26 protein-coding genes, 1 pseudogene and 1 riboswitch are annotated in these 25,263 nt (G+C 71.2%); of the genes and pseudogenes, 11 read left to right on the top strand and 16 right to left on the bottom strand.

Features of this window, described 5'->3' with window-relative positions:
- Positions 1-96 precede the first annotated feature (96 nt).
- Positions 97-1,266, top strand: a complete 1,170-nt coding sequence (locus MQN93_RS09730; RefSeq protein WP_016435536.1) for a steroid 3-ketoacyl-CoA thiolase — start codon at positions 97-99, stop codon at positions 1,264-1,266.
- Here the strand turns inward: MQN93_RS09730 and MQN93_RS09735 are convergent.
- Together MQN93_RS09735 and MQN93_RS09740 are read right to left on the bottom strand one after the other, a co-directional pair.
- Positions 1,250-1,441 carry a DUF397 domain-containing protein gene (locus MQN93_RS09735; protein ID WP_242709128.1) on the bottom strand — a complete coding sequence of 64 codons (192 nt, stop codon included), beginning with the start codon at positions 1,439-1,441 and terminating at the stop codon, positions 1,250-1,252. The two genes, MQN93_RS09730 and MQN93_RS09735, sit on opposite strands and share 17 nt — an antisense overlap.
- A complete protein-coding gene (locus MQN93_RS09740; RefSeq protein WP_242709129.1) occupies positions 1,413-2,249 on the bottom strand; it encodes a helix-turn-helix domain-containing protein in 837 nt (278 codons plus the stop codon). Before MQN93_RS09740 ends, MQN93_RS09735 begins: the two co-directional genes overlap by 29 nt.
- 92 nt (positions 2,250-2,341) lie before the next feature.
- Between MQN93_RS09740 and MQN93_RS09745 the strand changes: the two genes are divergently transcribed.
- Genes MQN93_RS09745 through MQN93_RS09755 form a run of 3 tightly spaced genes read left to right on the top strand, consistent with a single transcriptional unit; the run spans position 2,342 to position 3,839 of the window.
- Positions 2,342-2,872: a GNAT family N-acetyltransferase gene (locus MQN93_RS09745; protein WP_242709130.1), complete on the top strand. Its 531-nt coding sequence runs from the start codon at positions 2,342-2,344 to the stop codon at positions 2,870-2,872.
- A gap of 47 nt (positions 2,873-2,919) precedes the next feature.
- Positions 2,920-3,375, top strand: a complete 456-nt coding sequence (locus MQN93_RS09750; protein ID WP_242709131.1) for a hypothetical protein — start codon at positions 2,920-2,922, stop codon at positions 3,373-3,375.
- A 2-nt stretch (positions 3,376-3,377) separates the two neighbouring features.
- Complete coding sequence (locus MQN93_RS09755) at positions 3,378-3,839, top strand: pyridoxamine 5'-phosphate oxidase family protein (RefSeq protein ID WP_242709132.1); 462 nt, start codon at positions 3,378-3,380, stop codon at positions 3,837-3,839.
- Between the two features lie 27 nt (positions 3,840-3,866).
- On the opposite strand, the gene MQN93_RS09760 is transcribed toward MQN93_RS09755, so the two are convergent.
- From MQN93_RS09760 to MQN93_RS44190, 3 genes are all read right to left on the bottom strand, one after another.
- Positions 3,867-4,565: a YoaK family protein gene (locus tag MQN93_RS09760; RefSeq protein ID WP_242709133.1), complete on the bottom strand. Its 699-nt coding sequence runs from the start codon at positions 4,563-4,565 to the stop codon at positions 3,867-3,869.
- 105 nt (positions 4,566-4,670) lie between these two features.
- Complete coding sequence (locus tag MQN93_RS09765) at positions 4,671-6,017, bottom strand: cation:dicarboxylate symporter family transporter (protein ID WP_242709134.1); 1,347 nt, start codon at positions 6,015-6,017, stop codon at positions 4,671-4,673.
- Positions 6,018-6,154: 137 nt separating this feature from the next.
- Positions 6,155-7,321 carry a mandelate racemase/muconate lactonizing enzyme family protein gene (locus MQN93_RS44190; protein ID WP_242709135.1) on the bottom strand — a complete coding sequence of 389 codons (1,167 nt, stop codon included), beginning with the start codon at positions 7,319-7,321 and terminating at the stop codon, positions 6,155-6,157.
- A 107-nt stretch (positions 7,322-7,428) separates the two neighbouring features.
- Here MQN93_RS44190 and MQN93_RS09775 point away from each other — a divergent pair, with 107 nt between their 5' ends.
- Positions 7,429-8,106 (top strand): GntR family transcriptional regulator, encoded by a 678-nt coding sequence (locus tag MQN93_RS09775; protein ID WP_242709136.1) that lies wholly within the window; start codon positions 7,429-7,431, stop codon positions 8,104-8,106.
- 150 nt (positions 8,107-8,256) lie between these two features.
- Here the strand turns inward: MQN93_RS09775 and MQN93_RS09780 are convergent, their stop codons facing one another.
- The 7 genes from MQN93_RS09780 to MQN93_RS09810 all read right to left on the bottom strand — a co-directional run bounded on the left by MQN93_RS09780 (position 8,257) and on the right by MQN93_RS09810 (position 15,644).
- On the bottom strand, positions 8,257-8,676 hold the full coding sequence (locus tag MQN93_RS09780; protein WP_016435544.1) for an aggregation-promoting factor C-terminal-like domain-containing protein: 420 nt from the start codon (positions 8,674-8,676) through the stop codon (positions 8,257-8,259).
- A gap of 291 nt (positions 8,677-8,967) precedes the next feature.
- Positions 8,968-9,828, bottom strand: a complete 861-nt coding sequence (locus MQN93_RS09785) for an ECF transporter S component (RefSeq protein WP_242709137.1) — start codon at positions 9,826-9,828, stop codon at positions 8,968-8,970.
- A complete protein-coding gene (locus tag MQN93_RS09790) occupies positions 9,825-11,543 on the bottom strand; it encodes an ABC transporter ATP-binding protein (protein WP_242709138.1) in 1,719 nt (572 codons plus the stop codon). Before MQN93_RS09790 ends, MQN93_RS09785 begins: the two co-directional genes overlap by 4 nt.
- Positions 11,540-12,613, bottom strand: a complete 1,074-nt coding sequence (locus MQN93_RS09795) for an energy-coupling factor transporter transmembrane component T (protein WP_242709139.1) — start codon at positions 12,611-12,613, stop codon at positions 11,540-11,542. Before MQN93_RS09795 ends, MQN93_RS09790 begins: the two co-directional genes overlap by 4 nt.
- Positions 12,606-13,244, bottom strand: coding sequence for an SCO2322 family protein (locus MQN93_RS09800; protein ID WP_242709140.1), 639 nt, complete (start codon positions 13,242-13,244; stop codon positions 12,606-12,608). The genes MQN93_RS09795 and MQN93_RS09800 overlap by 8 nt, the downstream gene beginning before the upstream one ends.
- A 5-nt stretch (positions 13,245-13,249) precedes the next feature.
- Positions 13,250-14,506 carry an SCO2321 family membrane protein gene (locus MQN93_RS09805; protein ID WP_242709141.1) on the bottom strand — a complete coding sequence of 419 codons (1,257 nt, stop codon included), beginning with the start codon at positions 14,504-14,506 and terminating at the stop codon, positions 13,250-13,252.
- Between the two features lie 120 nt (positions 14,507-14,626).
- Positions 14,627-14,746, bottom strand: a riboswitch (cobalamin riboswitch).
- 52 nt (positions 14,747-14,798) lie between these two features.
- Entirely contained in the window at positions 14,799-15,644 is an 846-nt protein-coding gene (locus tag MQN93_RS09810; RefSeq protein WP_242709142.1) for a PP2C family protein-serine/threonine phosphatase, read from the bottom strand.
- Positions 15,645-15,840: 196 nt separating this feature from the next.
- Here MQN93_RS09810 and MQN93_RS09815 point away from each other — a divergent pair, with 196 nt between their 5' ends.
- Entirely contained in the window at positions 15,841-18,006 is a 2,166-nt protein-coding gene (locus MQN93_RS09815; protein ID WP_242709143.1) for an ATP-binding protein, read from the top strand.
- Positions 18,007-18,023: 17 nt separating this feature from the next.
- Entirely contained in the window at positions 18,024-18,692 is a 669-nt protein-coding gene (locus MQN93_RS09820; RefSeq protein WP_242709144.1) for a phosphotransferase, read from the top strand.
- Between the two features lie 20 nt (positions 18,693-18,712).
- On the opposite strand, the gene MQN93_RS09825 is transcribed toward MQN93_RS09820, so the two are convergent.
- The 3 genes and pseudogenes from MQN93_RS09825 to MQN93_RS09835 all read right to left on the bottom strand — a co-directional run bounded on the left by MQN93_RS09825 (position 18,713) and on the right by MQN93_RS09835 (position 20,596).
- The gene (locus MQN93_RS09825) at positions 18,713-19,078 is read right to left on the bottom strand and encodes a RidA family protein (RefSeq protein WP_372504333.1); all 366 of its coding nucleotides are present in this window, start codon (positions 19,076-19,078) and stop codon (positions 18,713-18,715) included.
- Positions 19,079-19,120: 42 nt separating this feature from the next.
- Positions 19,121-19,558, bottom strand: a pseudogene (locus MQN93_RS09830) (nuclear transport factor 2 family protein); the annotation flags it as partial.
- Between the two features lie 9 nt (positions 19,559-19,567).
- Positions 19,568-20,596 carry a Strvi_7410 family MBL fold metallo-hydrolase gene (locus tag MQN93_RS09835; protein ID WP_242709145.1) on the bottom strand — a complete coding sequence of 343 codons (1,029 nt, stop codon included), beginning with the start codon at positions 20,594-20,596 and terminating at the stop codon, positions 19,568-19,570.
- 162 nt (positions 20,597-20,758) lie between these two features.
- Between MQN93_RS09835 and MQN93_RS09840 the strand changes: the two genes are divergently transcribed.
- On the top strand, positions 20,759-22,216 hold the full coding sequence (locus MQN93_RS09840) for an aldehyde dehydrogenase (RefSeq protein ID WP_016435555.1): 1,458 nt from the start codon (positions 20,759-20,761) through the stop codon (positions 22,214-22,216).
- 3 nt (positions 22,217-22,219) lie between these two features.
- Positions 22,220-22,492, top strand: a complete 273-nt coding sequence (locus tag MQN93_RS09845; protein WP_242709146.1) for a ferredoxin — start codon at positions 22,220-22,222, stop codon at positions 22,490-22,492.
- Between the two features lie 66 nt (positions 22,493-22,558).
- On the opposite strand, the gene MQN93_RS09850 is transcribed toward MQN93_RS09845, so the two are convergent.
- Positions 22,559-23,164 (bottom strand): TetR/AcrR family transcriptional regulator, encoded by a 606-nt coding sequence (locus MQN93_RS09850; RefSeq protein WP_242709147.1) that lies wholly within the window; start codon positions 23,162-23,164, stop codon positions 22,559-22,561.
- A 97-nt stretch (positions 23,165-23,261) separates the two neighbouring features.
- On the opposite strand from MQN93_RS09850, the gene MQN93_RS09855 reads away from it, so the two are divergent.
- Together MQN93_RS09855 and MQN93_RS09860 are read left to right on the top strand one after the other, a co-directional pair.
- On the top strand, positions 23,262-23,801 hold the full coding sequence (locus tag MQN93_RS09855) for a DUF302 domain-containing protein (protein WP_242709148.1): 540 nt from the start codon (positions 23,262-23,264) through the stop codon (positions 23,799-23,801).
- Positions 23,802-23,827: 26 nt separating this feature from the next.
- Entirely contained in the window at positions 23,828-25,258 is a 1,431-nt protein-coding gene (locus tag MQN93_RS09860; RefSeq protein ID WP_242709149.1) for an amidase family protein, read from the top strand.
- The last annotated feature ends 5 nt before the right edge of the window (positions 25,259-25,263 follow it).

Genomic DNA, 25,263 nt, shown 5'->3' on the forward strand with positions numbered 1-25,263 from the left:
TGCATGCAGAACTAGAACACGTACTAGTTCAGCGTGGCGGGGCCGGCCGGGACGCCCCCGCGCCGCGCGGGTACCGGAGGAGAGGATTCCCCCACCATGGCCGCCGAACCCGTGATCGTCGAAGCCGTACGCACCCCCATCGGCAAGCGCGGTGGAGCGCTCGCCAATCTGCACCCCGCCTATCTCCTGGGCGAGACCTACCGTGAACTCCTCGGGCGCACCGGCATCCCCGCCGACGCGGTCGAACAGATCGTCGGCGGCACCGTGACCCACGCCGGCGAGCAGTCCATGAACCCCGCGCGCACGGCTTGGCTCACCATGGGGCTGCCGTACGAGACCGCGGCGACGACGGTCGACTGCCAGTGCGGCTCCTCGCAGCAGGCCTCGCACATGACGGCCAACATGATCGCGGCGGGCGTCATCGACGTCGGCATCAGCTGCGGCGTCGAGGCGATGTCGCGGGTGCCGCTGGGATCGGGGTCCAAGCACGGGCCCGGCAAGCCGTTCCCGGACGAGTGGAACGTCGATCTGCCCAACCAGTTCGAGGCGGCGGAGCGGATCGCCCGCCATCGCGGTCTGACCCGGGAGAACGTCGACTCCCTCGGCCTGATCTCCCAGGAACGGGCGGCGGTGGCCTGGTCGGAGGAGCGCTTCAAGCGCGAGACCTTCGCCGTCCAGGTCCCCACCACCGAGGACGAGCAGCGCGCCGGACAGGGCATGTGGCGCCTCGTCGACCGCGACGAGGGGTTGCGCGACACGTCGATGGAGGCACTGGCGGGCCTGAAGCCGGTCATGCCCACGGCGGTCCACACCGCCGGGAACTCCTCGCAGATCAGCGACGGCGCCTCCGCCATCATGTGGGCGTCGAAGCGGATGGCCCGTGCCCTGAAGCTACGGCCGCGGGCGCGCATCGTGGCGCAGGCGCTCGTCGGGGCCGACCCGCACTACCACCTCGACGGCCCGATCGACGCGACGCGCGCGGTGCTGGGCAAGGCCGGGATGTCCCTGAAGGACATCGACATCGTGGAGATCAACGAGGCGTTCGCGTCAGTGGTGTTGAGCTGGGCGCAGGTCTTCGAGCAGGACCTGTCGAAGGTGAACGTCAACGGCGGGGGGATCGCGCTCGGACACCCCGTGGGGGCGACGGGAGCACGCCTCATCACGACCGCCCTGCATGAACTGGAGCGCAGCGACAAGGAGTTCGCGCTGGTGACGATGTGCGCCGGCGGGGGGTTGGCCACCGGGACGATCATTCAGCGGCTGTAGTCCACTCCAGGAACTCGACGAAGGCCCTCGGCTTGAAGGTGAGTCGGGGGCCTTCGGGGTTTTTGCTGTCTCGTACGGCCACGGTTGCCGCTGGCAGTTCGGCGATCTCCAGGCAGTTGCCGCCCTGATCGCTGCTGTAGCTGGACTTACGCCACTGAGTCGCTTGGTTCTCCATAGCGTTCCTCCATCACGCGCCGGATCAGCTCCGCCGACTCCTTGATGGACAGCGCGGCGGCTTGGAGATGATCGTAACGGAGCGAGCAGTCCTTGACGGTCTCCGGATTCGCGGTGGGATGCGCGCTCCCGTATCCCTCGGTGTAGACGATGCTCGGCTCGCTCGCGAAGCGATAGAGGTCGAACGAGCCCGTCAGTCCTGCGTGCGCTCCTGCTGAGAACGGCAGGATCTGCACGTTGATCCGAGGATTGTGCTCGTGACTCGACAGCTGGGCCAGTTGGCCGCGCATGGTCTCCCGGCTGCCGACCTCCTGTTGCAGGGCCGCCTCGCTGAGGATCGCCCAGAAGACCGGCGGCTCCTCCTTCTCGAAGATGCTCTGCCGGGCCAGCCGCACGGCGGTGCGGTCGTCGAGGTTGCCCTGATCCAGCACGCCGAGCACGGCACGGGCGTAGTCGAGGGTCTGGAGGAGTCCGTGAACCATGTGGATCTCGAACGAGCAGATCTCCACCGCCCGCGACTGCAGCTCCGCCACTTGCTGGAACCAGTTCGGGAGTTGACTGCGCATCACAAGCTCAAGGAGCCGCGACAACGCCCCGTCGGTGCCCAGCGCAGCGTCCACCCTTTCGCTGAACTCGACTGTCGGTACTCTGCGTGCCGTTTCGACCAAGCCCACCAGCGAACCTGTGTAGTTGACGATGTCGCCGAGCTGTTTCTGGGTCAGGCCGGCTGCTTCGCGGTGGCGGCGCAGTTCGTAGCCGTAGTAGTCGAGGGGCGAGGCGCCCGGGTCGAGGGCGGCGATGTGGACCAAGGCCTACTCCAGGACGTGTTGTGTTCGGTCGATAGCTCAGCGTAGTCAAGCCGTAGGGTGCGCGTCCCGTGAACTCGGGATACTTCTGAGGCATGGACGAGATCGAAGTGCGGGAGTTGCGGCCGGAGGACGAGGCGGGCGTGGCGCGGTTGTTCGCGGCCTGTGAGGACTACTTCGTCGCGGCGACCGGGGTGCCGGCGCTCCCGGCGGACGTGCAGAGTCTGTACTACGCGCTGCCCGAGGGCGCGGCCCCCGACCAGAAGAGGCTGCTCGTGCTGTGCCGGGGTGCGGACGACGTCGTAGGGCTGGTCGATGTCGTGGACCGGTGGCCCGATGTGGGGAGTTGCTCGGTCGGGGTGTTTCTCGTCGCCCCCGAGGCCCGGCGGCAGGGGGTCGGTGCCGGGGTCGCGCGGCGGCTGATCGAGGAGGCGGCCGGGCGGGGGATGCGGACCGTGGTGGCGACCTGTCCCGGGGGCTGGGAGCCGGGGCTGGGGTTTCTGCGGAGCCTGGGGTTCGAGATCGGCGGGCCCGAGGGGCAGGCGGGGGAGACCGTTGGCAACCGGACCCGGCACCCCGGCGAGAAGGGCCTGCGCACGGCGCGGCTGACGACGGCGGAGCGATGAGTTTCGGGTGCCGGTGATGTCTGCCCTGGGAGAGGGAGGTGGTCGCGGTGGACGCGACGGAACGGCAGGCAGCGCTCGACCGGCTGAATGTTCTGGTCGGGGAGTGGGTCGTGGAGGCCGAGTTCGACGGACTGGAGGTGCCGCCCGGGCGGAGCGTCTTCGAGTGGAGCCTGGACGGGCAGTTCCTGGTGCAACGGGCGCAGGCGCCGAACCCCGCGCCGGACGCCATGACGATCATCGCCGTGGACCCGGAGACCGGCGGCTACACGCAGCACTACTACGACTCACGCGGCGTCGTACGGCTGTACGCCATGACGTTCGACGACGGCGTATGGCAACTCCTGCGCGAGAAGCCGGACTTCTCGCCGCTGCACTTCCGCCAGCGTTACGTCGGGCATCTCAGCGCGGACGGTGACACGATCCGCGGTGCCTGGGAGACGGCGGCGGACGAAACGGCCCCGTACGAACAGGACTTCGTCCTCACCTACCGCAGGAGGCGCTGACCTTGAAGCCCGACGAGATCGTGCGCGGCATCGTCGATGCCGGCCTGTACATGGTGCTCGCCACCGCCGACGCGGAGGGGCGGCCGTGGAGTTCGCCGGTCTACTTCGCGCATGTGGACTGCCGGGAGTTCGTGTGGGTCTCCTCCCCGGAGGTGCGGCACTCGCGCAACATCGCCGTACGGCCGGAGGTGGGGATCTGCGTCTTCGACTCGTCGGCGCCCATCGGCACCGGCCAGGGCGTCTACATGTCCGCCGTCGCCGAGGAGGTGAAGTCCCCGGACGCCGCCGAGCGCGCGCTGGAGGTGTTCTCGCGCCGCTCGCTGCAGCACGGCGGGCGGGTGTGGACCGTGGACGACGTGCGGGGCGACACCGGCATCCGGCTCTACCGCGCGGTGGCCGAGGACCACTCGATCCTGGCCAAGGACGGCCGCCCGGACCACCGCATCCCGGCGGACCCGGGCTGACGCCCGCCCGTAGAGGCGGGCAGCCCGCTACTCACGCCCCGACGCGACCAGCGCGAGCACCCCCGTGGCGCACGCTGCGACCAGCAGGGGCGGGCCCAGCCCGTGGTGGATCACCAGCCACGCGCCCAGCCAGGCCCCGGCCGCCATGGCGACGACGGAGGCCGAGCGGCGGGGCGAACGGTGACCGGAGCCGCCGCCCGCGCGGGAGTCGGCGGCGAGGCCGGTCAACGTCATCGTCAGGACCGTCGTCGTCAGGTCGGCGACGCCGAGCCTGCGGACGGTGGCGTTGCGCAGGCCCATCGCGAAGGCGGTCAGGGCGATCAGGGCGTAGACGGAGGCCGTGGCGTGCGGGGCGGCGAAGGCGACGACGGCGGACCCGCCGACCAGCACCGCCTCCGCGGCGAGCACGAGCCGCGCCCAGGTCCGACGCGACCCCTCACCCCGCCACCGCCCCACCCGACCACCGGCCACCGCACCCAGCAGGAAGCAGGCCAGCGAGGTCGCCGTATGCGGCACGGAGAAGCCGGGAGCCCCGGCCGCGGCGAACCCCAGCACCACCACGTTCCCGGTCATGTTGGCCGTGAACACATGCCCGAGCCCCAGATAACTCACCGCATCGATCAGCCCACTGACGACGGTGAGCCCCAACAGCACCGCCACCAGCCGCACTCCGCGCGCCTCCCGGTCGGGGCCGCCCACCTGTGTGCCGGTGCTCTGTTCGGCCATGGCCTCTCCGGTGAGCAGTAGGGACGCGGTGCACCCCAGTCCACCACGGAGGCGGGGGGCGTTCGCATGTGGGCGCGCGGGGCGGGCACGCGTCCTCCGTGAGGGTCAGCTGTCGGCGCCGACCTTGGTGGTGTCGAGGGCCGCGGGCGGCGGCGGCATCCTGTCCTTGTCCGGATGCAGCACGGAGTGGGCCTGTTCGGCGTCGAAGTCCTTCTCCCACCTGCCGATCACGATGGCGGCCACCGCGTTGCCGAGGACATTGATGAAGACGCGGCCCTCGTTGAGGATCCGGTCGACGCCCACGATGAGCGACAGGGCCGCCAGGGGGATGTGGCCGACCGCGGTGACGGTACTGGCCAGCACGATGAACGCGCCGCCGGCGATGCCCGCGGTGCCCTTGCTGGTGAGCATCATGACGCCGACCATGACGAGCTGCTGCTGCCAGGACAGGTCGATGCCCATGGCCTGGGCCAGGAACATCGAGGCCATGGTGAGGTAGACGGCGGACCCGTCCAGGTTGAAGGAGAACCCGGAAGGGATGACGATGCCGACCACCGGCCGGCCGATGCCCAGGGTCTCCAGCTTCCTGACCAGCTGCGGCAGGACGGCCTCACTGGAGCAGGTGCTCAGCGCGACGAGCAGTTCGGCCTTGAGGAAGCGCATGAGGGCGAACAGGCTCATGCGGCAGGCCCGCATGATGGCCCCGAGCACGACGAGGATGTAGACCACGCAGGTCGCGGTGAACAGGATGATCAGGTAGGCGAGTTGCTTGAGGCTCTCGGCGCCGTAGGTGGCGACCACGGTGGCCAGCGCGCCGAAGGTGCCGAGCGGCGCCAGGCGCATCACCCAGCCGACGATGCGGAAGACCACGACGGAGAGGGCCTTGATACCGCGGGTCAGCGGGGCGCCGTCCTCCCCGGCCATGTTCAGGGCCACGCCGAAGACGATGGAGACCATGAGCGCGGACAGGATCGCGTCGCCCGTGATCGCGCCCAGCAGCGAGGTGGGGATCAGCGAGGAGACGAAGCCGGTGAAGGTGGCGTGTTCGGTGGCGGCCTTCGGCACGTCCTCGGCGCGCAGCGTGGAGGGGTCGACGTCGAGGCCGGTTCCGGGATGGAAGATGTTGGCGACCACCAGGCCGATCAGCATGGAGACCAGCGACAGCACCAGGAAGTAGCCGATCGCCTTCCCGCCGATGCGGCCGGCCTTGCGCAGGTTGTCCATGGCGGCGATGCCGGTGGTGACCACGCAGAAGACGACCGGGATCACGATCATCTTGACCAGCGCGACGAACCAGTCGTTCAGCGGCTTGAGTTCCTCGCCGAACCCGGGCGCGACCAGTCCCACGGCGATACCGAGGACGGCGGCCAGGACGACCTGGAACCACAGTTCACGCAGCAGGCGGCTCAGCCTCGACCGGGGCGGTCGGTCGGTGGCGGTAGTGGATGTCATCGTTGGTGCTCCCTTGCACGACGATCGTGTCTGGCCCTGTCCCGCGGGGGGTGTGCACAGGGGACGCGAAGCGGCTCGCGCCCCCCGGGGTCGTACGTGGCGCGTGGATGGAGCTGCGCCGTCACGGTGCGGCAGCGTCAGCTGTGCAGGGCGCGCAGCACCTTGTGGAAGGCGGCCTTGCCCTCGAAGCCGATACCGGGGATGTCGGTGAGGCCGACGCGGCTCTTCTCCACGACGGCGTCGTCGGCGAAGCCGCCGGTGGGCTGGAACTCGCCGGGGTAGGACTCGTTGCCGCCGAGCTTGAGGGCGGCCGCGATGTGCAGGGAGAACTGGTGACCGCCGTGCGGGATGCAGCGGCGCGAGGACCAGCCGTGCTGCCGCAGCATGCCCTGGATGCGCAGGTATTCGGTCAGGCCGTAGCTCAGCGCCGGGTCGAACTGGAGGATGTCGCGGTCCGGGCGCATACCGCCGTAGCGGATCAGGTTGCGGGCGTCCTGGAGGGAGAAGAGGTTCTCGCCGGTGGCGATCGACCCGCTGTAGTGCTCGGCGACGGTCGCGTTGAGGCGGTAGTCGAGCGGGTCGCCGATCTCCTCGTACCAGAACAGGTGGTAGGGCTCGATGGCCCGCCCGTACTCCAGGGCGGTGGCCAGGTCGAAGCGGCCGTTGACGTCGACGGCGAGGCGGGAGCCGTCGCCGTCGAGGACCTCGATGACGGCCTCGATACGCCGTAGGTCCTCGGCGAGGTCGGCGCCGCCGATCTTCATCTTGACGACGTCGTAGCCCTGGTCGAGGAAGGCGCGCATCTCGTTCTGCAGGTCGGTGAGCGTCTTGCCGGGGGCGTAGTAGCCGCCGGCGGCGTAGACGAACACCGAGTCGTCGGGCGTGCCGTCGCCGTGGCGCTCGGACAGGTACCGGTACAGGGGCTGTCCCGCGATCTTCGAGGCGAGGTCGAAGAGAGCCATGTCGACGACGCCGACCGCGACCGAGCGCTCGCCGTGCCCGCCGGGCTTCTCGTTGCGCATCATCACGTCCCACGCCTTCGCGGGGTCCAGCTCACCGGCCTCGTTCAGGAGGCTGCCGGGCTCGGCGGCGGTCAGGCGGGGAAGGACCCGGCGGCGCAGGATCTCGCCGGCGCTGTAGCGGCCGTTGGAGTTGAAGCCGTAGCCGACGACCGGCTTGCCGTCGCGGATGACGTCGCTCTCGATCGCGACGATCGAGCAGTCCATGGAGGAGAAGTCGATCCAGGCGTTGCGGATCGAGGAGCTGATCGGGACGACGCCCTCGTAGACGTTGGTGATCTTCACGGGAGCCTTTCTCGTAACTTATAAGATGCGAGGGCTGTTAGAGTGGGCTGCGCCCCGAGGCGATGTCAAGGGGTGGGCACCTCGGGGAAGGGAACGGTCAAGGGTCAATGCCGAGCCAGAACATGTTCCTCAGCAAGAGCGATCTCGCCTACGCGGAACTGCGCGACCAGATCCTCACCGGGAGCCTCCCGGCCGGTTCCCGGCTCGCTCAGTACGACCTCGCCGCGTCGCTGAACATGAGCATCACCCCGCTGCGCGAAGCCATCCGACGGCTGAGCAGCGAGGGGCTGGTGACCGTGGAGACCCACCGCGACGTCCGGGTGTCCACCATGACCGCCGACGAGGCCCGCCAGCTGTTCGAGGTCCGCCTCTCGCTCGACCCCACCGCGGCCGCACTGGCCGCCACACGCCGCACCGACGACGACATCACCGCGCTGCGGGCCGCTGTCGACCAGCTTCTGCCTGTCACGCGCCAGTGGGGCGAAGGGGCCCTCACGGCCCACCGGGTCTTCCACCAGACCCTGTACAGGGCCTCCCACAACGACGTTCTCATCAAGATGCTCGACGACCTGTGGGACAAGTCCGACCGCTACCGCCGCCTCGGACTCGACCTGCCGCCCGGCGACGAGCCCCGCACCCGCGACCTGAAGGAACACCACCGCCTGGTCGACCTCGTCGTGGACGGCCGGTCCGACCAGGCCGCACAGCTCATGCACGACCACATCGCCAACAGCCTCACCGCGACAGCCATCAGCGCGCTGGAGGTCCGCGAGGGCCATCCGTAGACCACCCGTCCGGGGAGACGCGGTGTACACCGTCGGCTCGAGTAGGACGGACGTCTCCTGCGGGGCGGCGGCCCGGGGCGAGAACGGGGCGAAGGCGGCGGCCCGGGGGATCGGGGGCCGTCGCCTTCGCGTGTGGGGGGACCGGGCAGGTCAGTACCAGCCGTTGGCCTGCCAGAAGGACCAGGCGCCGGTCGGGCTGCCGTAGCGGGAGTTCATGTAGTCGAGGCCCCACTTGATCTGGGTCTTGGCGTTGGTCTTCCAGTCGGAGCCGGCGGTGGCCATCTTCGAGCCGGGGAGGGCCTGGACCAGGCCGTAGGCGCCGGAGGAGGAGTTCGTCGCGGTGACGTTCCAGCCGCTCTCGTGCTCGACGATCTTGCTGAAGGCGTTGTACTGCGCGGCGCTCGGGATCATCTTGTGCGCGATCGACCGGGCCTCGGTGGCGGAGTCGGCGGTCGCGGCGTGGGCGGGAGCCGCGGTCAGCACCATGCCGGCGGTGGCGGCGGCCACGGCGGCGGAGGCGAGGGCCTTCTTCGGGTTCGTGAGGTGGTGGGCGATGCGGGAGACAGTCACGAGGAACCTTCTCGTCGGGGACGGTGGCGTCGCTCGCAAGCCGGGGGCGTACGTCGGCGCCGAGACCCTGGGGGTACGTCGGCGCCGTGCGACGTCGTCCAGAGAAACAGGCTGGGATCGTGTCTGCAATGCCCGTATTTACTAGTTGTGGTCGCATCTGGGGGGTGAGGGGTTCGTGTGATCTGGCTCTCAAAGGGCAGGTCGAAGGCTGTTTTGGTGTGGCCATGCTGTCCGGTATGCACTACTAGGGTGATTAGTGAGTGACATGGGTCATGTGGGGTGCTTCACCGTTCAACGGGGGTCGAATGTGACCGCGGTCTCGAACGCTGCCCGCCGGGTGGCTCTGCGTAGTGCCTTGAGTACGGCCGGGCCGAGCGTGAGTGTCAGTACGACCGTGACGGCGGCCCGGCCCAGGTCCCAGCCGAGCGAGGTGGCCGTGCAGTACGCGAGGAAGCGCGCCAGGTTGGCGGGGACCGCCGCGTGCGGGTCGAAGGCGATGTCCGAGGCGAGCGCGCCCATGAAGGGCCAGCCGGCCAGGTTCATGATCGTGCCGTAGGCGAACGCGGCCAGGAAGCCGTAGAGGGCGAGGAGGGCGAGTTCGGCGCGGCCACGCAGTCGGTCCGGGCCCGGCAGTAGCCCCGCGCCCATTGTGAACCAGCCCATCGCCAGCATCTGGAACGGCATCCACGGGCCGACCCCGCCCGTCAGCAGCGCCGACGCGAACATGGTGAGCGAGCCGAGCGTGAAGCCGAAGCCCGGCCCGAGGACCCGGCCGCTGAGCACCATCAGGAAGAACATCGGCTCGATCCCGGCAGTGCCCGCGCCGATCGGACGCAGGGCGGCGCCCGTCGCCGCGAGCACGCCGAGCATGGCGACCGCCTTCGGGCCGAGCCCGGACTCGGAGATCGTCGCGGCCACGACGGCAACGAGCAGCACCAGCAGTCCCGCGAAGAGCCAGGGGGCGTCCTGGGCGTGGGCGTTCAGCTCGGAGGCGGGCGGGGCGAGGAAGGGCCAGCCGAACGCGACGACGCCGACCGCGCTCACGAGGGCGAGGGCGGCCGTGGAGCGGGGGCCGAGGCGGATGGCTCTGGCCTGTGCGGTCGTAGTCCTGGGCTGGGTTGCTGTGCGCGTCGGTGTGGCGTGCGGGGTCATGTCAGTGCCTCCCGTACCTGCGCGACCGTGAGCCACTCCTGCGGGGCGAGGATCTTCGTCACCTGCGGGGCGAAGGACGGGGACGAGACGACGACCTCCGCCGTCGGGCCGTCCGCGATCACCTCGCCCTCCGCGAGCAGGACCACGCGGTGCGCGAGCTCGGCGGCCAGCTCCACGTCGTGCGTGGCGAGGACGATCGCGTGGCCCTCGGCGGCGAGGTCGCGCAGCAGGGTGACCAGGCGGGTCTTCGCGGCGTAGTCCAGGCCCCGGGTCGGTTCGTCGAGGAGGAGCAGGGGTGGGCGCGCGGTCAGGACCACGGCGAGCGCGAGGGTGAGGCGCTGGCCCTCGGAGAGGTCGCGGGGGTGGGTGTCGTCCTGGATGCCGGGGAGCAGCTGTGTGACCAGGGCGCGGCAGGTGCCGGTTTCCGCTTGCGCGTCACGGTCGGCTGCGGCGCACTCGGCTGCGACCGTGTCGGCGTAGAGGAGGTCGCGGGGTTCCTGGGGGACGAGGCCTACGCGGCGTACGAGGTCGGGGGGTGCGGTGCGGTGTGGGGGTACGCCGGTGGTCAGGACCGTGCCGGTTGTTGGGGGGACCAGGCCTACGAGGGTGTTGAGGAGGGTGGATTTGCCTGCGCCGTTGCGGCCCATGAGGGCGATGGTTTCGCCGGGGGTGATGCTGAGGGTTACGTCGCGTAGGGCTTGGACTTGGGCTCGGCGGACGGAGAGGGAGTGGGTTTCGGCGACGGTGGGTGGGGTTGCGGAGGGGGTGGTGGGCTTGCGGAGGGTGCGTCGCCAGCGGCGGGGGGGGGCCGGGGTGGGGGGCGTTGCGCTTACCGGCGCTTGCCGGGTGCCGCCTCTCTTTGGGACGGGTGCCGCCCCAGCGGCACGACTGCCCGCAGGCTGCGCGAGTTGGTCGCGCAGTGCGCCCGCCCGGCGTCGTGCGTCTCGCACCGTCAGGGGCAGCGGGGACCAGGACGCCAGGCGGCCGAGGGCCACCACCGGGGGATACACCGGCGATACGGCCATCATCTCGGCCGGGCTGCCGAGCCGCGGCGGGGCTCCCGGGGACGGCATCAGGGTGACCTGGTCGGCGTACTGGATGACGCGTTCGAGGCGGTGTTCGGCCATGAGGACCGTTGTGCCGAGGTCGTGGACCAGGCGTTGGAGGACGGCCAGGACCTCTTCCGCTGCCGCCGGGTCGAGGGCCGAGGTCGGTTCGTCGAGGACGAGGACCTGGGGGTGCGGGGTGAGGACCGAGCCGATGGCTACGCGCTGCTGCTGGCCGCCGGAGAGGGTGGCGATGGGGCGGTCGCGGAGGGCGGCGAGGCCCAGGAGGTCCAAAGTCTCCTCGACGCGGCGACGCATCACCTCGGGCGCGAGCCCCAACGACTCCATTCCGTAGGCGAGTTCGTCCTCCACCGTGTCCGTCACGAAGTGTGAGAGGGGGTCCTGGCCCACCGTGCCGACGACGTCGGCGAGTTCGCGGGGCTTGTGGGTGCGGGTGTCGCGGCCCGCGACCGTGACCCGGCCGCGCAGGGTGCCGCCCGTGAAGTGCGGGACCAGGCCGCTGACCGTGCCGAGCAGTGTGGACTTGCCGACGCCCGACGGGCCGACCAGCAGGACGAGTTCGCCCTCGGGGACCTCGAAGTCGACGCCCTGGATGGTCGGTTCGGACGCGCCGTCGTAGGTCACGGAGACATCCTCGAAGCGGATCACGACGACTCCTTGGGGGCGACGAAGGACGGCAGCAGGCCGATCAGTACGGCCGCCGCGGGCCACAGCGGGAGGGCGGGGGCGACGAGCGGGACGACGCCGGGGTGCAGGGCCTCGGGGTCGGACGTGGAGGCGAGCGTGAGGAGTGCCGCGACCGCCCCGCCGGAGCCCGCGACCAGCCAGGCGCGGGCGTCCCAGCGGTCCGGGCGGTAGCGCGTGCGCAGACTGCGGCGGCCACCGAGCCGCAGTCCGGCGAGGGCGGCGGCGAGTCCGGCGAGGAGCAAGGGCAGCCCGTAGGTGCCGCCTGCCGCGGTGAGCAGTCCGTACGTCCCCGCGCAGACGCCGAGCAGGCCGCCGAGCGTGAGGGCGGCCGTGGTGCGGCGTACGGCGGGCGGGACCTCGGCGGTACGGCCGTAGCCGCGGGCGTCCATCGCGGCGGCCAGGGCGACCGAACGCTCCAACGCGCCCTCCAGCACCGGCAGTCCGACCTGCAGCAGACCGCGCACCCCGCGGTCCGGACGGCCGCGCAGCCGGCGCGCGGCGCGCAGGCGCTGGACGTCCGCGATGAGGTTCGGGGCGAAGGTGAGGGCGACGACGATCGCGACGCCGGCCTCGTACAGCGCGCCCGGCAGGGACTTGAGGAGGCGGGAGGGGTTGGCGAGGGCGTTGGCGGCGCCGACGCAGATGAGGAGCGTGGCCAGCTTCAGGCCGTCGTAGAGGGCGAAGACGAGTGACTCGGCGGTGACCCGGCCGCCCAGGCGGATGCCCTGCGCCCAGTGCGGCAGGGGCACTTCGGGGAGCGTGACGATCACATGGGTGCCGGGGATGGGGGAGCCGAGCGCCACCGCGAAGAAGAGCCGGATGACGAGGACGGCGAGGGCGAGCTTCAGGAACGCCGAGTAGGAACGGGACCAGGGCGCGCGCTGGCGGCACGTGGCGACGACGTACGCGGACGTCGCGACGAGGAGGGCGAGCAGCAGGGGGTTGGTGGTGCGGGTGGCGGCGGTGCCGAGACCCAGCGCCCACAGCCACCAGGCGCCCGGGTGCAGCGCCGGCCGACCGCGACTAGCCATGCCTGCGTCGCCGTGCCTGCCATACCGCTGCGGCGCCCAGCAGGGCGATCGCGCCCGCGCCGGCGAACAGGCCGACGGTCGGACCGCTGTCGTTCTTCGGCGCCTCCTTGGTAGCAGTCGTCGGCCGCTTTCCGTCGCTGACCGGCTCCCCGCAACCCGTCCGCGGATACCCGGCGATCGCGCACAGCAGGGCGTTGGTGTCGTAGCGCAGCGGCTTCGCCACCGAGGCCAGGGCGTCGGCGGTCGTCGCGTCGGCGGATATCCGCGCGCAGGCCGTGCGGCCGGCCGGCGGACGCTCGCCGGACGGGGCGTCCGCCGCCGTACCGAAGTCGATGACGAGCGCCACGCGCTTCATGCCGTCCCGTGCCGGGGTCCGCGCGCAGATCGCCGCGAACGACGTCGTGCCGCGCGGCTTCGTCGCGTCGGCCGAGTCCTCGCTCACCGAGAAGCGGAAGCCCTGGACATCGCCGTCGGAGGGCCGGGCGGTGGCCGGGCCCTGGGTGGCGTAGGTCCAGCGGCCGCCGTCGAAGTCCCAGAAGGACCAGTAGCGGTAGCCGGTCGCGTGGGCCTGGGCGGTGGCGGTGAGGGCTGTGAACAGCGTGACCAGAAGGACTGCGGCACGGCGGAGCACGGCTGTCACCTCTTGTTGCGGACGCTGAGCAGGAAGCCGACGCCGATACCGGCGACCAGGCACACGCCGACGATCCACCAGACGCCGAAGGGTGAGCTGTCGTCCTTCTTGGCTGAGTCCTCCTTGTCCTCCTTGCCTTCCTTGCCGGCCTTCGTCGAGTCGGCGGGCGCCGTGGAAGCGGAGACGGACGCGGGCTTCGGGCCGGTCGCGTTGAGCTGCTCGACCAGGTCCTGGCCGCCGAAGTCGTGCACATCGGCGCCGGCGGCCTTGGCGGCGAGGATCAGTTCGGCGTACGCGGCCGGTCCGCTCGCCTTGGCCCACGGCCCGGAGTTGGCCTGTAGCCAGCCCAGGGCGCCGGCCGCCTTGTCGCCCTGACCGGCGGTCGCGAGGGCGAGGACCGCGTCGGCCGTGTTGCCGTAGTCGGGCTGGGGCTTGGCGCCGGGCATGGCCGAGGTCAGGTGCTTGGTCTTGGCGAGGGCGGTGGTGAGGTAGGCGGCGCCGTTGTCCGCAGCCTGCTCGGCGTCGGGGGAGCCCTTGCACGTCGGGTCGGTGCCGGTCGGCTTCGTGGCCGCCCCGGTCAGGCCCTTGCCGAGAGCGCCCACCACGGCCGCCGCGGTCGCGTCCGCGTTGGCGGCGAGCTTGCCCTTCTTGTCCGGCTGGAAGGCGAAGGCGCCGGCATCCTTGCCGCCCGCCGTGCAGGGGAGGGCGAGCTTGAGCAGGGCGTCGTAGGGGGACTTGCCGTCCTTGGTGGCCTGCGCGGGCTTCTCGCCGACGGCCGCGAGCGCGCCGATGACGACGGACGTCGAGTTCGCGTCGCTCGGTCCGCCCGGCGTGTAGCCCCAGCCGCCGTCCTTGTTCTGCACGGACTTCAGCCAGGTGACCGCCTTGCCGGTGGTGGTGTCGTGGCCGCCGAGCGCGGCGAGGGACTGGACGGCGGCGGCCGTGCTGTTGGTGTCGACCATGGTCTTGGTGTCGCAGGCCTGGCCGGTGTCGGCGCGGAACGGCGCGAACGAGCCGTTCGCGCACTGCTGCCCCGCCAGCCAGTCGACAGCCTTCGCCGCGGGCTGCACGCCCGTCTCGTGCTGGGCGAGCAGGGCCAGCGACTGGCGCCAGACGCCGTCGTACTTCGGGTCCGTGGTGCCGTACAGGCCGTCGGGCAGGGCCGACGGGGACGGCGAGGGGGACGCGGCGACAGCGGGTGCGGCCGCGCCGATCACGGCGGCGGCTGCCAGGGCCGCGGCGCTGCGGCGTACGACGTTCATGATCGGCGGGTGCCTCTCCCTGCGGGAGCGGGCAGCACGGGACACCCCGGGCGGCTCGGCTCCGTATGCCTCGACGGTGCCGTGCGCCGGCCGGTTGCCGACACACGTGAGCCGGTCACGACCGTACGGAGCAGTCCGGCTGGCCGCCCTTGGGCGGTGTCACGGTTGCGGGTCAGCGCCGGAATTGCACCGGCTTCCCCCCGTACGGGTGTGATGACGACCTGGCCACTGTACCGGGCCGTAGGAATGGGCCGAGAGCCGCCTGTGGACAGAGCGGGGACGGTGCGGGGTCTCAGGCCGGCCGGACGTCCTGCGTCATGATCCGGGCCGGCACCTCGGCCGGCTGGCACAGGACCAGCGCCAGGTCGTCCGCGCGGCGGGCACCGGCGTGGGCGACGACCCGGTCGTAGAGGGAGGCGAGGGCGTCGTCGGGCAGCGGCTCGCGCAGGGCCTGCGTGGCCTCGGCCACGAGCGGGAAGGGCGTGCCGTCGGCCGAGCGGGCGTCGGTGAGGCCGTCGGTGTACAGGAGCAGGCGGTCGCCGGGCTGGAGCCGGAAGCGGTACTGGCGTGGATCGGGGTGCAGCCCCAACGGCGTGGCCGGTGCGCCGGGTTCGAGCAGTTCGACGCGCTGACCGGCGCGCAGCGGGGGCGGGTGACCGCAGTTGACCAGGCGGACCTCGCCGGGCGCGAACTCGGCGAACACGGCGGTGACGAAGTCCTCGGCGCCGAGCTCCGGGGCGAGCCGCTTGTCGACGTGGCCGACCAGGGTGGGCAGATCGGGTGCGGTGTAGGCCAGTTCGCGGAAGGCGGCGATGGCCGCCGTGGCCGGCCGCACCGCCTCGAGGCCGTGGCCGCGGACGTCTCCGACCACGATCCTGAGGCCGAACGGCGTCACCGCGGCGTCGTACAGATCGCCGCCGATGTCCGACTCGGAGCCGGCGCAGTGGTAGCGGGTGCACACATGCGTTCCGGCCAGGTCGCGGGAGAGGGGGCGCAGGATCAGCTGCCGGGTGCTGCGCACCGCCTCGTGCGCGTGGGCGAGTTCCGTCCGGAGGGCGAGCAGGGTGCGTCTGACGCGGAGCCACGCGCAGAGAAGAAGCGGTCCGATCAGGAACAGCGCGATCACCAGTGTGTGCACGGCCTTCATTGCGTTGCCCTTGCCGCCCTCTCTGCTGTTCCCGTGACAGGTCCGAATATCCCTCCTCCGTCGCGCCCCGGCATGCAGTTGAGCGCAACTCGTCGGAATGTGCCGCGAACTGCCCAATTCCGGTGATCTTCTGTCGCGCATGACCATCCGGCGTGGGCGTGCGTGCGAACCGACGACACTGGTGCGCGTGTCTTGGAACGACGATGTGCACAAGGACGTGCACAGCGAAGTGCACAACGACGTGCACAGACCCGGGAACCTGCCCGCCGACTCCCGTGTCTTCGTCGGCAGGCTGAAGGAACTCGCCCACCTGGACGACGAGTTGGGTCCGGTGGACGACGAGTTGGGTCCGGGCGGGGACCGCGGTCGGCTGTTGACCCTCCTCGGTGTCGGCGGGGTCGGCAAGACGCGGCTCGCGCTGCGGGCGGCCGGGCGGGCGTCGAGGACCTACGCCGACGGCGTCTGGCTGGTGGAACTGTCCGCGCTCCGTGCCCGGGACCAGGTGCCCCTCGCCGTGATGGAGGCGCTGCGGCTCGCCGACCGGTCGACCGGCTCGGTGACGGACGCCCTGTGCTCATGGGCGCAGGACAAACAGCTGCTGCTGGTGCTCGACTCCTGCGAGCATCTGCTGCCGGAGTGCGCGGCCCTCGTCGCCGACCTGCTGGTCACCGCGCCGGGAGTGCGGATCCTCGCCACCAGCCGGGAACGCCTCGGGTTGCCGGGGGAACAGGTCCTCGAAGTCGAACCGCTGCCCGTCGGCGCCCCCGACAGCCGCCGACCGGCCGACTCCGAGACCCTGTTCGCGCAGCGTGCCACCCGCGCGGACTCCGGCTTCGTCCTCGACGAACGAACCCGCCGCCAGGTGGGCGACATCTGCCGGGTCCTCGACGGCATCCCGCTGGCCCTCGAACTCGCCGCCGCCCGGCTGGCCACCCGCGGCCTGGCCGAGCTCCACGCACTCCTCACCGACCGCCTGCGCTCCCGCTTCGACCTCCTCGCGACGGAGGAACGCACCGGCGAGGGACCGCCGCGCCACTGGACCCTGCGCACCACCATCGGCTGGAGCCATGAGTTGTGCGCGCCGCTGGAACGGCTGTTGTGGGCCCGGCTGTCGGTCTTCGCCGGTACGTTCACCACGGGCGCCGCCACCTGGGTGTGCGCGGGCGGGCCCCTGGACGCCGACGAGGTCAGGGACCTGCTGCTGCGGTTGGTGCAGCAGTCGGTCGTGCTGCGCGACCCCGTGGACCCGGACCGCTTCCGGCTCCTGGACACCATCCGCGAGTACGGCGCCGACTGGCTGCGCGAGCTGGGCGAGGAGGAGGCCGTACGACTGCGCCACCGCGACCACTACCGCCGGTTCGCCCGGGAGGCGTGCTCCGACTGGAACACGAGCAGACAGGTGGCCTGGTGCGACCGCGTCGTCGCCGAACACGCCAATCTGCGGGCCGCGATGGACTGCGCGCTGGCCGAGCCGGACAGCCGCCTCGCGCTGGAGATGGCCGGGAGCGTCGGCTTCCTGTGGCGCCACTGCGGGATGCCGCGGGATGCCCAGATCCGTCTGGACCGGGTGCTGGCCGAGGAGCACGAGCCGGGGCCGGATCTCCTGCTCGCCGTGTGGTCGCGCGGGGCCGTCGCGATGAACCAGGGCGACCTCGCCATGGTGCGGGCCTGGGGCGAGCAGTGCACCGACGTCGCGCGCGAACTCGGCGATCCCGCCATGATCCGGGCCGCCGCCTATGTCACCGGCGGCTATCTGGCCCTCGTCGGCCGGCTGACCGAGGCGGTCGAGGTGCTGGCCTGCGACCCGCCGCCGCTCATCGGGATGGACTGGCGGGGAGCCGCGCTCGTGATGAGCGACCTGGCCGTGGTGTACAGCCATCTGTACCGCGGTGACCACGAGAAGGCGCGTGAGGCGGCCCGGGTGATGAGGGCGAGCAGTGTGCAGTGCGGTGAACGCTGGGCGAGGGCCTTCGTCGACGCGATCCTCGCCCAGCTGGACGTCGCCCGGGGCGACACCGAGGCGGCGCGCCGCAACTGCCGCGAGGCGCTGGCCGGACACCGGTCGCTGCACAACACGCTCGGCCTCGCCTTCACGCTCGACATCCTGGCCGAAGCCGAGGCGACCGGCGGCGACGGCCGGTTCGCCGCCCGCGTCCAGGGCGTCAGCCAGCGCATCTGGGATCTCCTCGGACGCGCCCAGATGGATTCGCCCCAGCAGCTCGACGCCCGCCGCACCCGCGAACGCACCCTGCGCGCCCGCCTCGGCGACGAGGCCTACGAGCAGGCGTACGAGGAGGGCGCGGCGATGTCGTACGACGAAGGGCTCGACCACGCGCTGACGGGCGAGGTCTGACTGGGTAGTTTCGGCCCATGGCGAATGCGCGGAGACTGCTCGGTTCGGGGCGGGTCAACGACGTGTACGAGATCGACGGCGCGTGGGTGGTGCGGCGTAACCGTGCGGGGTGGGGGGACGCGGTCGCCGAGGGGGCCGTGATGGAGCATGTGCGGGCGCACGGCTATCCCGTGCCGCGGGTGCGGCTCGCCGATTCGACGCGGACGGAGCTCGTGATGGAGCGGCTGGCCGGGCCGACGATGGTGGAGGCGTACGGCGCCGGGCTGATCGACGCGGCCGAGGGCGGGGAGTTGCTCGCCGGGCTGCTGCGGCAGTTGCACGCCATTCCCGGCCGCCGCTCGGCCTCGGCCGGTCACCGCATCCTGCACCTGGACCTCCACCCGGAGAACGTGATGCTGACGCCCGACGGGCCGCGCGTGATCGACTGGAGCAACACCGAGGAGGGCGACCCCGCGCTGGACTGGGGCATGTCCGCCGTCATCCTGGCCCAGGTCGCCGTCGGCGACGCGCCGATCGCGGGACCCGCCCACGAACTGCTCGACGTACTGCTGACCGATCCCTCCCACCTCACCGAGGACGGCCTGACGGAGGCCCTGCGGCGACGCGCGGCCGATGTGATGATGAGCGCCGAGGAGGTCGAACTCCTCGGTCAGGCGGAGGAGTTGGTCAGGTCGTACGGACGCTGATCCACGGCGGGCGGCCGTACTCACCCCAGCACGGCCACCGCGTCCACCTCCACCAGCACCCCTTCGCGCACCGGCCGCACCACCACCGTCGTGCGGGCCGGCAGTGGGGAGCAGTCGGCGAAGAAGTCGCGGTAGACGCGGTTGAAGTCGGCGAAGTGGGCGCGGTCGGCCAGGTAGCAGGTGCAGCGGACGACGGAGTGCCGGTCGCCGCCCGCGGCCGCCACGACGGCCTCGACGTTGGTGAGAACCCGCAGCGCCTGCGCGGCGAAGTCGGCCGGCATGTCACCGGTCACGGGGTCCAGGGGGCCCTGCCCGGAGGTGAAGAGTTGGGGGCCCGTGCGCACGCCCTGGGAGAGCGGCGGCTCGGTGCCGTCGGGGAAGGGGATGAAGGGGGCGCGGTCGGTGCGGACGGCTTCGTGGGCGCCGCGGCCCTGGCGCGGGGTGGGGCCGCTGAAGGGCAATCGCAGGGTGCGGGAGGCGAGCAGCCACTGTCCGTCGACGCGGCGGAAGGTGTCCTCGTAGTGGCCGACCTGGACGGGCGGAGCGGCCGGCACCATGTCGCCCGACCAGCCTTCGATGCGGTACGTCGTGAAGTACGAGGTGGCCTCGGCGGTGTCCTCTGACGTCACCGTGACTCGGATGTTGGACATCACCCGGCGCGAGAGCTTGTCCGCCGGGCGGGCGCCGAAGTACGCGCGCAGCGCCGCACGCCCCTCGGACCGCCGTCCGTCCCCCGGAGCAGGCCACTCCCAGACTCCGTCCTCGGTGAACAGCTCGGCCACGGAAGCCGGTTCACCCAGATCGAGGCGGTGCACGAAGTCGAGGATCAGACGTTCACAGGCGCGCTCGGCGAGGAGGTTCTCCATGGAGGTGTATTAAACGGCCACGTACGTCACCGGATCGCTGCCCGCCACCGCCTCCGCCCGCCCCAGCTTCACCAGACGCCGCAGATGTGCCTCCGCCTCCGAGACCGCGATGTTCCTTGAGGCGTAGGGGATTTGGGCCCAGGGGCGGTTCCACTCCATGCGTTCGGCGAGTTGCCACGGGGTGAGGGGCTCGATCAGGAGGGCGCGCAGATCGGTGAGCCGGGACTCGTGGTGGGCGAGCAACTCCCGTACGCGGGCTGCCGCGTCGGGGAAGACGTACTGGTGGGCGGGGAGCACCTCGGCGGGGGCGAGGCGGCCGACGCGTTCGAGGGAGTCGAGGTAGTCGCCGAGGGGGTCGGTGACCGTCGCGTCGTCGGGGTCCTCGTACAGGCCGATGTGCGGGGTGATCTCGGGCAGCAGATGGTCGCCGGAGAACAGGCGGCCGTTGCCCGTGAGTCGGCCCGGGTGCTGCTCCTCCAGGTGCAGGCAGACGTGGCCCGGTGTGTGGCCCGGGGTCCAGATCGCCCGCAGGCGGCGGCCCGGGAGGTCGAGGAGCTCGCCGGGGACGATCTCGCGGTCGGGCAGGGCGGGGGAGAGGCCGGGCAGGCCGGTGCGCGGGCGGGGGGTGCGCAGCGGGGCGATGTGCTCCTCGGGGGCGCCGGCGGCGGTGAGCTTGGCGGTCATGTACGCGTACCAGCGGCCGGGTCGGGTGTCGCGGGTGCGGCGGACGATCGCCGTGTCCGCGGCGTGCATGGCGATCCAGGCGCCGGACGCCTCGCGCACCCTGCCGGACAGGCCGTGGTGGTCGGGGTGGTGATGGGTGATCACCACGCCGTGGATCTCGGCGACGCTCGTGCCGCAGGCGGCCAGGCCCTCCGCGAGCACGGACCAGGAGCCGGGGTCGTCCCACCCGGTGTCGATCAGGACCGGTCCGCGGTCGGTGTCGACGACGTACACGAGGGTGTGCCCGAGCGGGTTGTCCGGGATGGGGACCCGGACGGACCGTACGCCGCCGCCGTGGTCGGTGACCTGTGCCATGGGTTCCCCTGTCCGCCGCCTTGCCGTCACTATAACTAGAACCAGTTCCAATGGGAGCCCAAGTCACCCATGGCGGTCCTGTGGACTCCTCCGGGTGGAACTGGTATCAGTTCCCGTATCTGATGAACCGTCAGAGCCAGCTCGCCGGGGAGGCAGTCGGTCATGACCGAACTCGTGGAACACGGACAGCTGTTCATCGGCGGGGAGTTGACCGATCCCCTCGGCACAGACGTCATCGAGGTGATCTCGCCGCACACCGAGGAGGTCTTCGGGCGGGTGCCGCACGCCTCGAAGGCCGACGTCGACCGGGCCGTCGAGACCGCCCGCCGGGCCTTCGACGACGGGCCCTGGGCGCGGATGTCGCTCGACGAGCGGATCGAGGTCGTCACCCGGATCAAGGACGCGATCGCCGTACGGCACGAGGAGATCGCCCGGACGATCTCCTCCGAGAACGGGTCGCCGTACTCCTGGAGCGTCCTGGCGCAGGCCCTCGGCGCGATGATGGTGTGGGACGCGGCGATCACGGTCGCCCGCGGCTTCACCTACGAGGAGACCCGCGACGGCGCGCTCGGGAAGATCATGGTGCGCCGGGAGCCGGTCGGGGTCGTGGCGGCCGTGGTGCCCTGGAACGTCCCGCAGTTCGTCGCCGCCGCCAAGCTCGCGCCCGCGCTGCTCACCGGCTGCTCGGTGATCCTCAAACCGTCGCCGGAGTCGCCGCTGGACGCGTACATCCTGGCCGACATCACCCGCGAGGCCGGACTGCCGGAAGGCGTACTGTCGATCCTGCCGGCCGACCGCGAGGTCAGTGAGTACCTGGTCGGGCACCCGGGCGTCGACAAGGTCTCCTTCACCGGATCGGTGGCCGCGGGCAAGCGCGTCATGGAGGTCGCCTCACGCCATCTCACGCGCGTGACACTGGAGTTGGGCGGCAAGTCGGCGGCGGTCGTGCTGCCGGACGCCGACGTCGAGTCCACCGTCGCGGGTGTCGTCCCGGCCGCCTGGATGAACAACGGCCAGGCGTGCGTGGCCCAGACCCGCATCCTGCTGCCGCGCTCGCGCTACGACGAGTTCGCCGAGGCCTTCGCCGCCGCGGCCGGCGCGCTCGTGGTCGGGGACCCGCTCGACGCGGCAACGCAGGTCGGCCCGCTGGTCGCCCGCCGCCAGCAGCAGCGCAACCTCGACTACATCCGCATCGGCCAGGAGGAGGGCGCCAAGATCCTCACCGGCGGCGGCCGTCCACCGGGCCTGGACCGCGGCTGGTACGTCGAGCCGACCCTCTTCGGCGACGTCGACAACTCGATGCGGATCGCCCGCGAGGAGATCTTCGGGCCGGTGATCTGTCTGCTTCCCTACGGCGACGAGTCCGACGCCGTGAAGATCGCGAACGACTCGGACTACGGGCTCAGCGGAAGCGTGTGGACCGCGGACGTCGAGCACGGCATCGACGTCGCCCGCCGGGTCCGTACCGGCACCTACTCGGTCAACACCTTCAGCCTGGACATGCTCGGCCCCTTCGGCGGCTACAAGAACTCAGGGCTGGGGCGGGAGTTCGGGCCCGAGGGGTACGGCGAGTACCTGGAGTACAAGATGATCCATCTGCCGGCCGGCTGGGAGGCGTGAGCGATGGGGGTACCTCCCGCGCGAGCGCATTCGAGCGTCAGGGCGGGCGACCGCTGGCACATCGAGGTCGACCGCTCCGTCTGCATCGGCTCGGCCCAGTGCGTCAACCGCGCCCAGGGCGCCTTCCGCCTCGACTCCGCCATGCAGTCCCATCCCGTGGACCCGGAGAGCGACGCCAACGAACGCATCCTCGACGCGGCGGAGAACTGCCCGGTGGAGGCGATCGAGATCACCCTGCTGGACAGCGGGGAGGCGGTGTTTCCGCCGGAGGACTAGGGCGTTCCTGATCAGGTCGCCCGCAGGCGACGGCGCTTCTTGGCCGGGTGTGTGGGCCGGACGCCCTCAACTGGCGCCCGTCGCCTGGTCGATGAGCATCGCGGCCAGGCCCCGGGCGTCCTGGTACGGAAGCGCGCTGTTGAGCGAGGTGGACAGGGCGTTGGCCCCCTCGAACAGCACGGCGAGCCGCCGTCCGAGCGTCTCGGGCTCGCGCGCGCCCGCCTCGGCGGCGGTCTTGATCAGGCGCTCGGTGAGCTCCTTCTTGTGGCGCTCGACCAGTGCCGTCGCTTCGGGCATCGTCCCGGCCGCTTCGACGGCGGCGTTGTGCAGGGGGCAGCCGCGCACGACCTGCGTCGGCGCGGAGTCGGCGAACAGCGCCAGCAGACGCTCGCGCGCACCGAGATCGCTGCGCTCCAGGACGCTCTCGCCGTGCACGGGACCCTCCGGGTCCGACTCGACCCGCTGCAGATAGGCGCTGACCAGGGCTTCCTTGCTCGGGAAGTGCTGGTAGAAGGTGCGGGTCGACACCTGCGCCGTGTCGGTCAGCTTCGCGATACCGGTGACGTGGATGCCGTCACGCGCGAACAGCTCGACCGCGGCCCGCAGGATGCGCTCCCGCGCCCCGCGCCCGCCTCGTCGGGGTGTCCCGGCCGTCGTCTCAGTCGTCGCCATGCCGCAAGTATACCGATCGCTTTACTTTGCTCCCGGGGTGGTGCTACGTTCAGCAAAGTACAGCGATCGCTTTACTTACCGGAAAGGGTGATCAGGCATGTCCGTCATGTCCGTCCAGAACTTCGTCGCAGTTCCCCACGAGGTCGTCCGGTGGTCGATCGACACCGGAACCTCCTACGAGGACTTCAGGGCCCGGTACGAGGCCGCGGTGCCCGGACTCGATCTCGACCGGCTGGGGCGGCTCCGCGCGGAGCGGGCGAGCTGGGACGCCGTACTCGCCGCCGCCGCGGACAACGCACCGCACGGGTTCATGCGGTTCTGGAGCACGGATGTGGGCGAGACCATGCGGCTCGCGGGCAATCCGGGGTCCTGTGCCACCTACCTGATGGGCAACCACACCATCGCCGAGCGCATGTACCGGCACGACCCGGCGGTGATGCTCTACGCCCCGCTGCGCACGACGATCCACCAGGACGCGCACGGCGTCACGCGCTTCTCCATCGACCAGCCCAGCACCCGGTTCGCCGGCTTCGGCAACGAGGACATCGCTGCCGTCGGGCGGGAACTGGACCGCAAGGTCGTCGACCTCCTGCGGGTCCTGGAGGTTCCTGTGCCGCCCGCCCTGGGCTCCTACTGACTCGCACTGATTCAAAAGAGGTCATCATGCAGGACAACGAACTCGCCGAACTCGGTGTGGCCGCAGCGGCCGCCGCGATCCGTGACGGCGACATCACATCCGAGTCGTACGCGGCCGCGCTTCTGCGGCGCGCGCGGGAGAATTCGGAGCTCAATGCGTTCATCACGATCGACGAATCAGCCGTACTGGACGCGGCCAGGGATGCGGACAAGGCGCGCGCGGCGGGTGCCGGCGCTCCTTTGCTCGGTGTGCCGATCGGGGTGAAGGACAGCTACGCGACCCGTGGTCTGCGCACCACGCTCGGAGTCGGGACCCTGGCCGACTTCACCCCGGACGAGGACGCCGACGCGGTCGGCTCGATCAAGGACGCCGGCGGCATCATCCTCGGCAAGGTCAATCTCGTAGAGATGTCGTTCGGGCTGACAGGGCACAACAGCCGCTACGGGCAGGTGAGGAATCCCTACGGCCACGATCATGTGCCGGGAGGCTCTTCGAGCGGCTCCGGGGCGTCGGTCGCGGCCCGCCTCGTGCCTGCCGCACTGGGCGGCGACACGGTCGGCTCCATCCGGGTTCCCGCATCCCTGTGCGGGGTGGTGGGCTTCAAGCCGACCACGGGACGGTGGCCGCGGGGCGGGGTCGCGCCGATCTCGCACACGCTCGACACGACAGGTGTCCTGGCACGCAGCGTCGAGGACTGTGCGCTGATCGACCAGGTCGTCACGGCCGGGGTGTCCGCGACCCGTTCCGCCCGTTCCGACCGCTCCGATCTGCGGGGCACGCGGTTCGCTGTCGCTCCCCGCCAGTACATGGAGTTGATCGACCCGGAGACCGAGGCGCAGTTCGAGAACGCGCTCCTGCGGCTGCGGGACGCCGGTGCCGAGGTCGTCGAGATCGACCTCGGTGAGGACTTCTCGGCGCTCGCGGACCGGTTGACATGGAACCTCTTCTTCCGCGAGACGAGGGAATCCGTGACGGAATTCCTCCGGCAGAACAACTTCCCCGTGTCCTTCGACGACATCTACAGCGAGCTCAAGCCCGAGCTCAAAGAGGTGTGGAGCCATCTCGTCCTGCCGAGCGGGCAGGGCCATCTCCCGCAGGAGGCCTACGAGGCGACCCTGGCCGTCGAACGCCCCGAACTCCAGCGCCGGTTCGGCAAGGTCTTCACGAGCGGGTTCGACGCGCTGCTCTTCTCGACGACGCCCTGCCCCGCGCCGCCGATCGAGCACCGGTCGAAGTTCACGGTCGCGGGCGAAGAGGTCAACGACCTGTTCCTCGCGAAGAACACCGTCCCCACCAGCGGAGCGGGCCTGCCCGGCATCAGCCTCCCCATCGGCCTGAGCGGCCACGGCCTGCCCATCGGCCTGGAGATCGACGCCGCTTACGGCCACGACAGGGAACTCCTGGACCTGGCACGCCGGGTGGAGTCCGTCCTCGACACTCTGCCTGCGCCTGCGTGAGCCCA

Origin of the sequence: Streptomyces spinosisporus, from assembly GCF_022698145.1 — a bacterium.
GTDB lineage: Bacteria > Actinomycetota > Actinomycetes > Streptomycetales > Streptomycetaceae > Streptomyces > Streptomyces spinosisporus.

Coding starts and splice junctions, on each gene's coding strand:
- MQN93_RS09735 (WP_242709128.1), bottom strand. CDS start 1,441: ATGGAGAACCAAGCGACTCAGTGGCGTAAGTCCAGCTACAGCAGCGAT.
- MQN93_RS09835 (WP_242709145.1), bottom strand. CDS start 20,596: ATGGCACAGGTCACCGACCACGGCGGCGGCGTACGGTCCGTCCGGGTC.
- MQN93_RS09845 (WP_242709146.1), top strand. CDS start 22,220: ATGGGGGTACCTCCCGCGCGAGCGCATTCGAGCGTCAGGGCGGGCGAC.
- MQN93_RS09785 (WP_242709137.1), bottom strand. CDS start 9,828: ATGACCCCGCACGCCACACCGACGCGCACAGCAACCCAGCCCAGGACT.
- MQN93_RS09850 (WP_242709147.1), bottom strand. CDS start 23,164: ATGGCGACGACTGAGACGACGGCCGGGACACCCCGACGAGGCGGGCGC.
- MQN93_RS09765 (WP_242709134.1), bottom strand. CDS start 6,017: ATGACATCCACTACCGCCACCGACCGACCGCCCCGGTCGAGGCTGAGC.
- MQN93_RS09840 (WP_016435555.1), top strand. CDS start 20,759: ATGACCGAACTCGTGGAACACGGACAGCTGTTCATCGGCGGGGAGTTG.
- MQN93_RS09775 (WP_242709136.1), top strand. CDS start 7,429: ATGCCGAGCCAGAACATGTTCCTCAGCAAGAGCGATCTCGCCTACGCG.
- MQN93_RS09760 (WP_242709133.1), bottom strand. CDS start 4,565: ATGGCCGAACAGAGCACCGGCACACAGGTGGGCGGCCCCGACCGGGAG.
- MQN93_RS09820 (WP_242709144.1), top strand. CDS start 18,024: ATGGCGAATGCGCGGAGACTGCTCGGTTCGGGGCGGGTCAACGACGTG.
- MQN93_RS09745 (WP_242709130.1), top strand. CDS start 2,342: ATGGACGAGATCGAAGTGCGGGAGTTGCGGCCGGAGGACGAGGCGGGC.
- MQN93_RS09805 (WP_242709141.1), bottom strand. CDS start 14,506: ATGAACGTCGTACGCCGCAGCGCCGCGGCCCTGGCAGCCGCCGCCGTG.
- MQN93_RS09795 (WP_242709139.1), bottom strand. CDS start 12,613: ATGGCTAGTCGCGGTCGGCCGGCGCTGCACCCGGGCGCCTGGTGGCTG.
- MQN93_RS09855 (WP_242709148.1), top strand. CDS start 23,262: ATGTCCGTCATGTCCGTCCAGAACTTCGTCGCAGTTCCCCACGAGGTC.
- MQN93_RS09860 (WP_242709149.1), top strand. CDS start 23,828: ATGCAGGACAACGAACTCGCCGAACTCGGTGTGGCCGCAGCGGCCGCC.
- MQN93_RS09730 (WP_016435536.1), top strand. CDS start 97: ATGGCCGCCGAACCCGTGATCGTCGAAGCCGTACGCACCCCCATCGGC.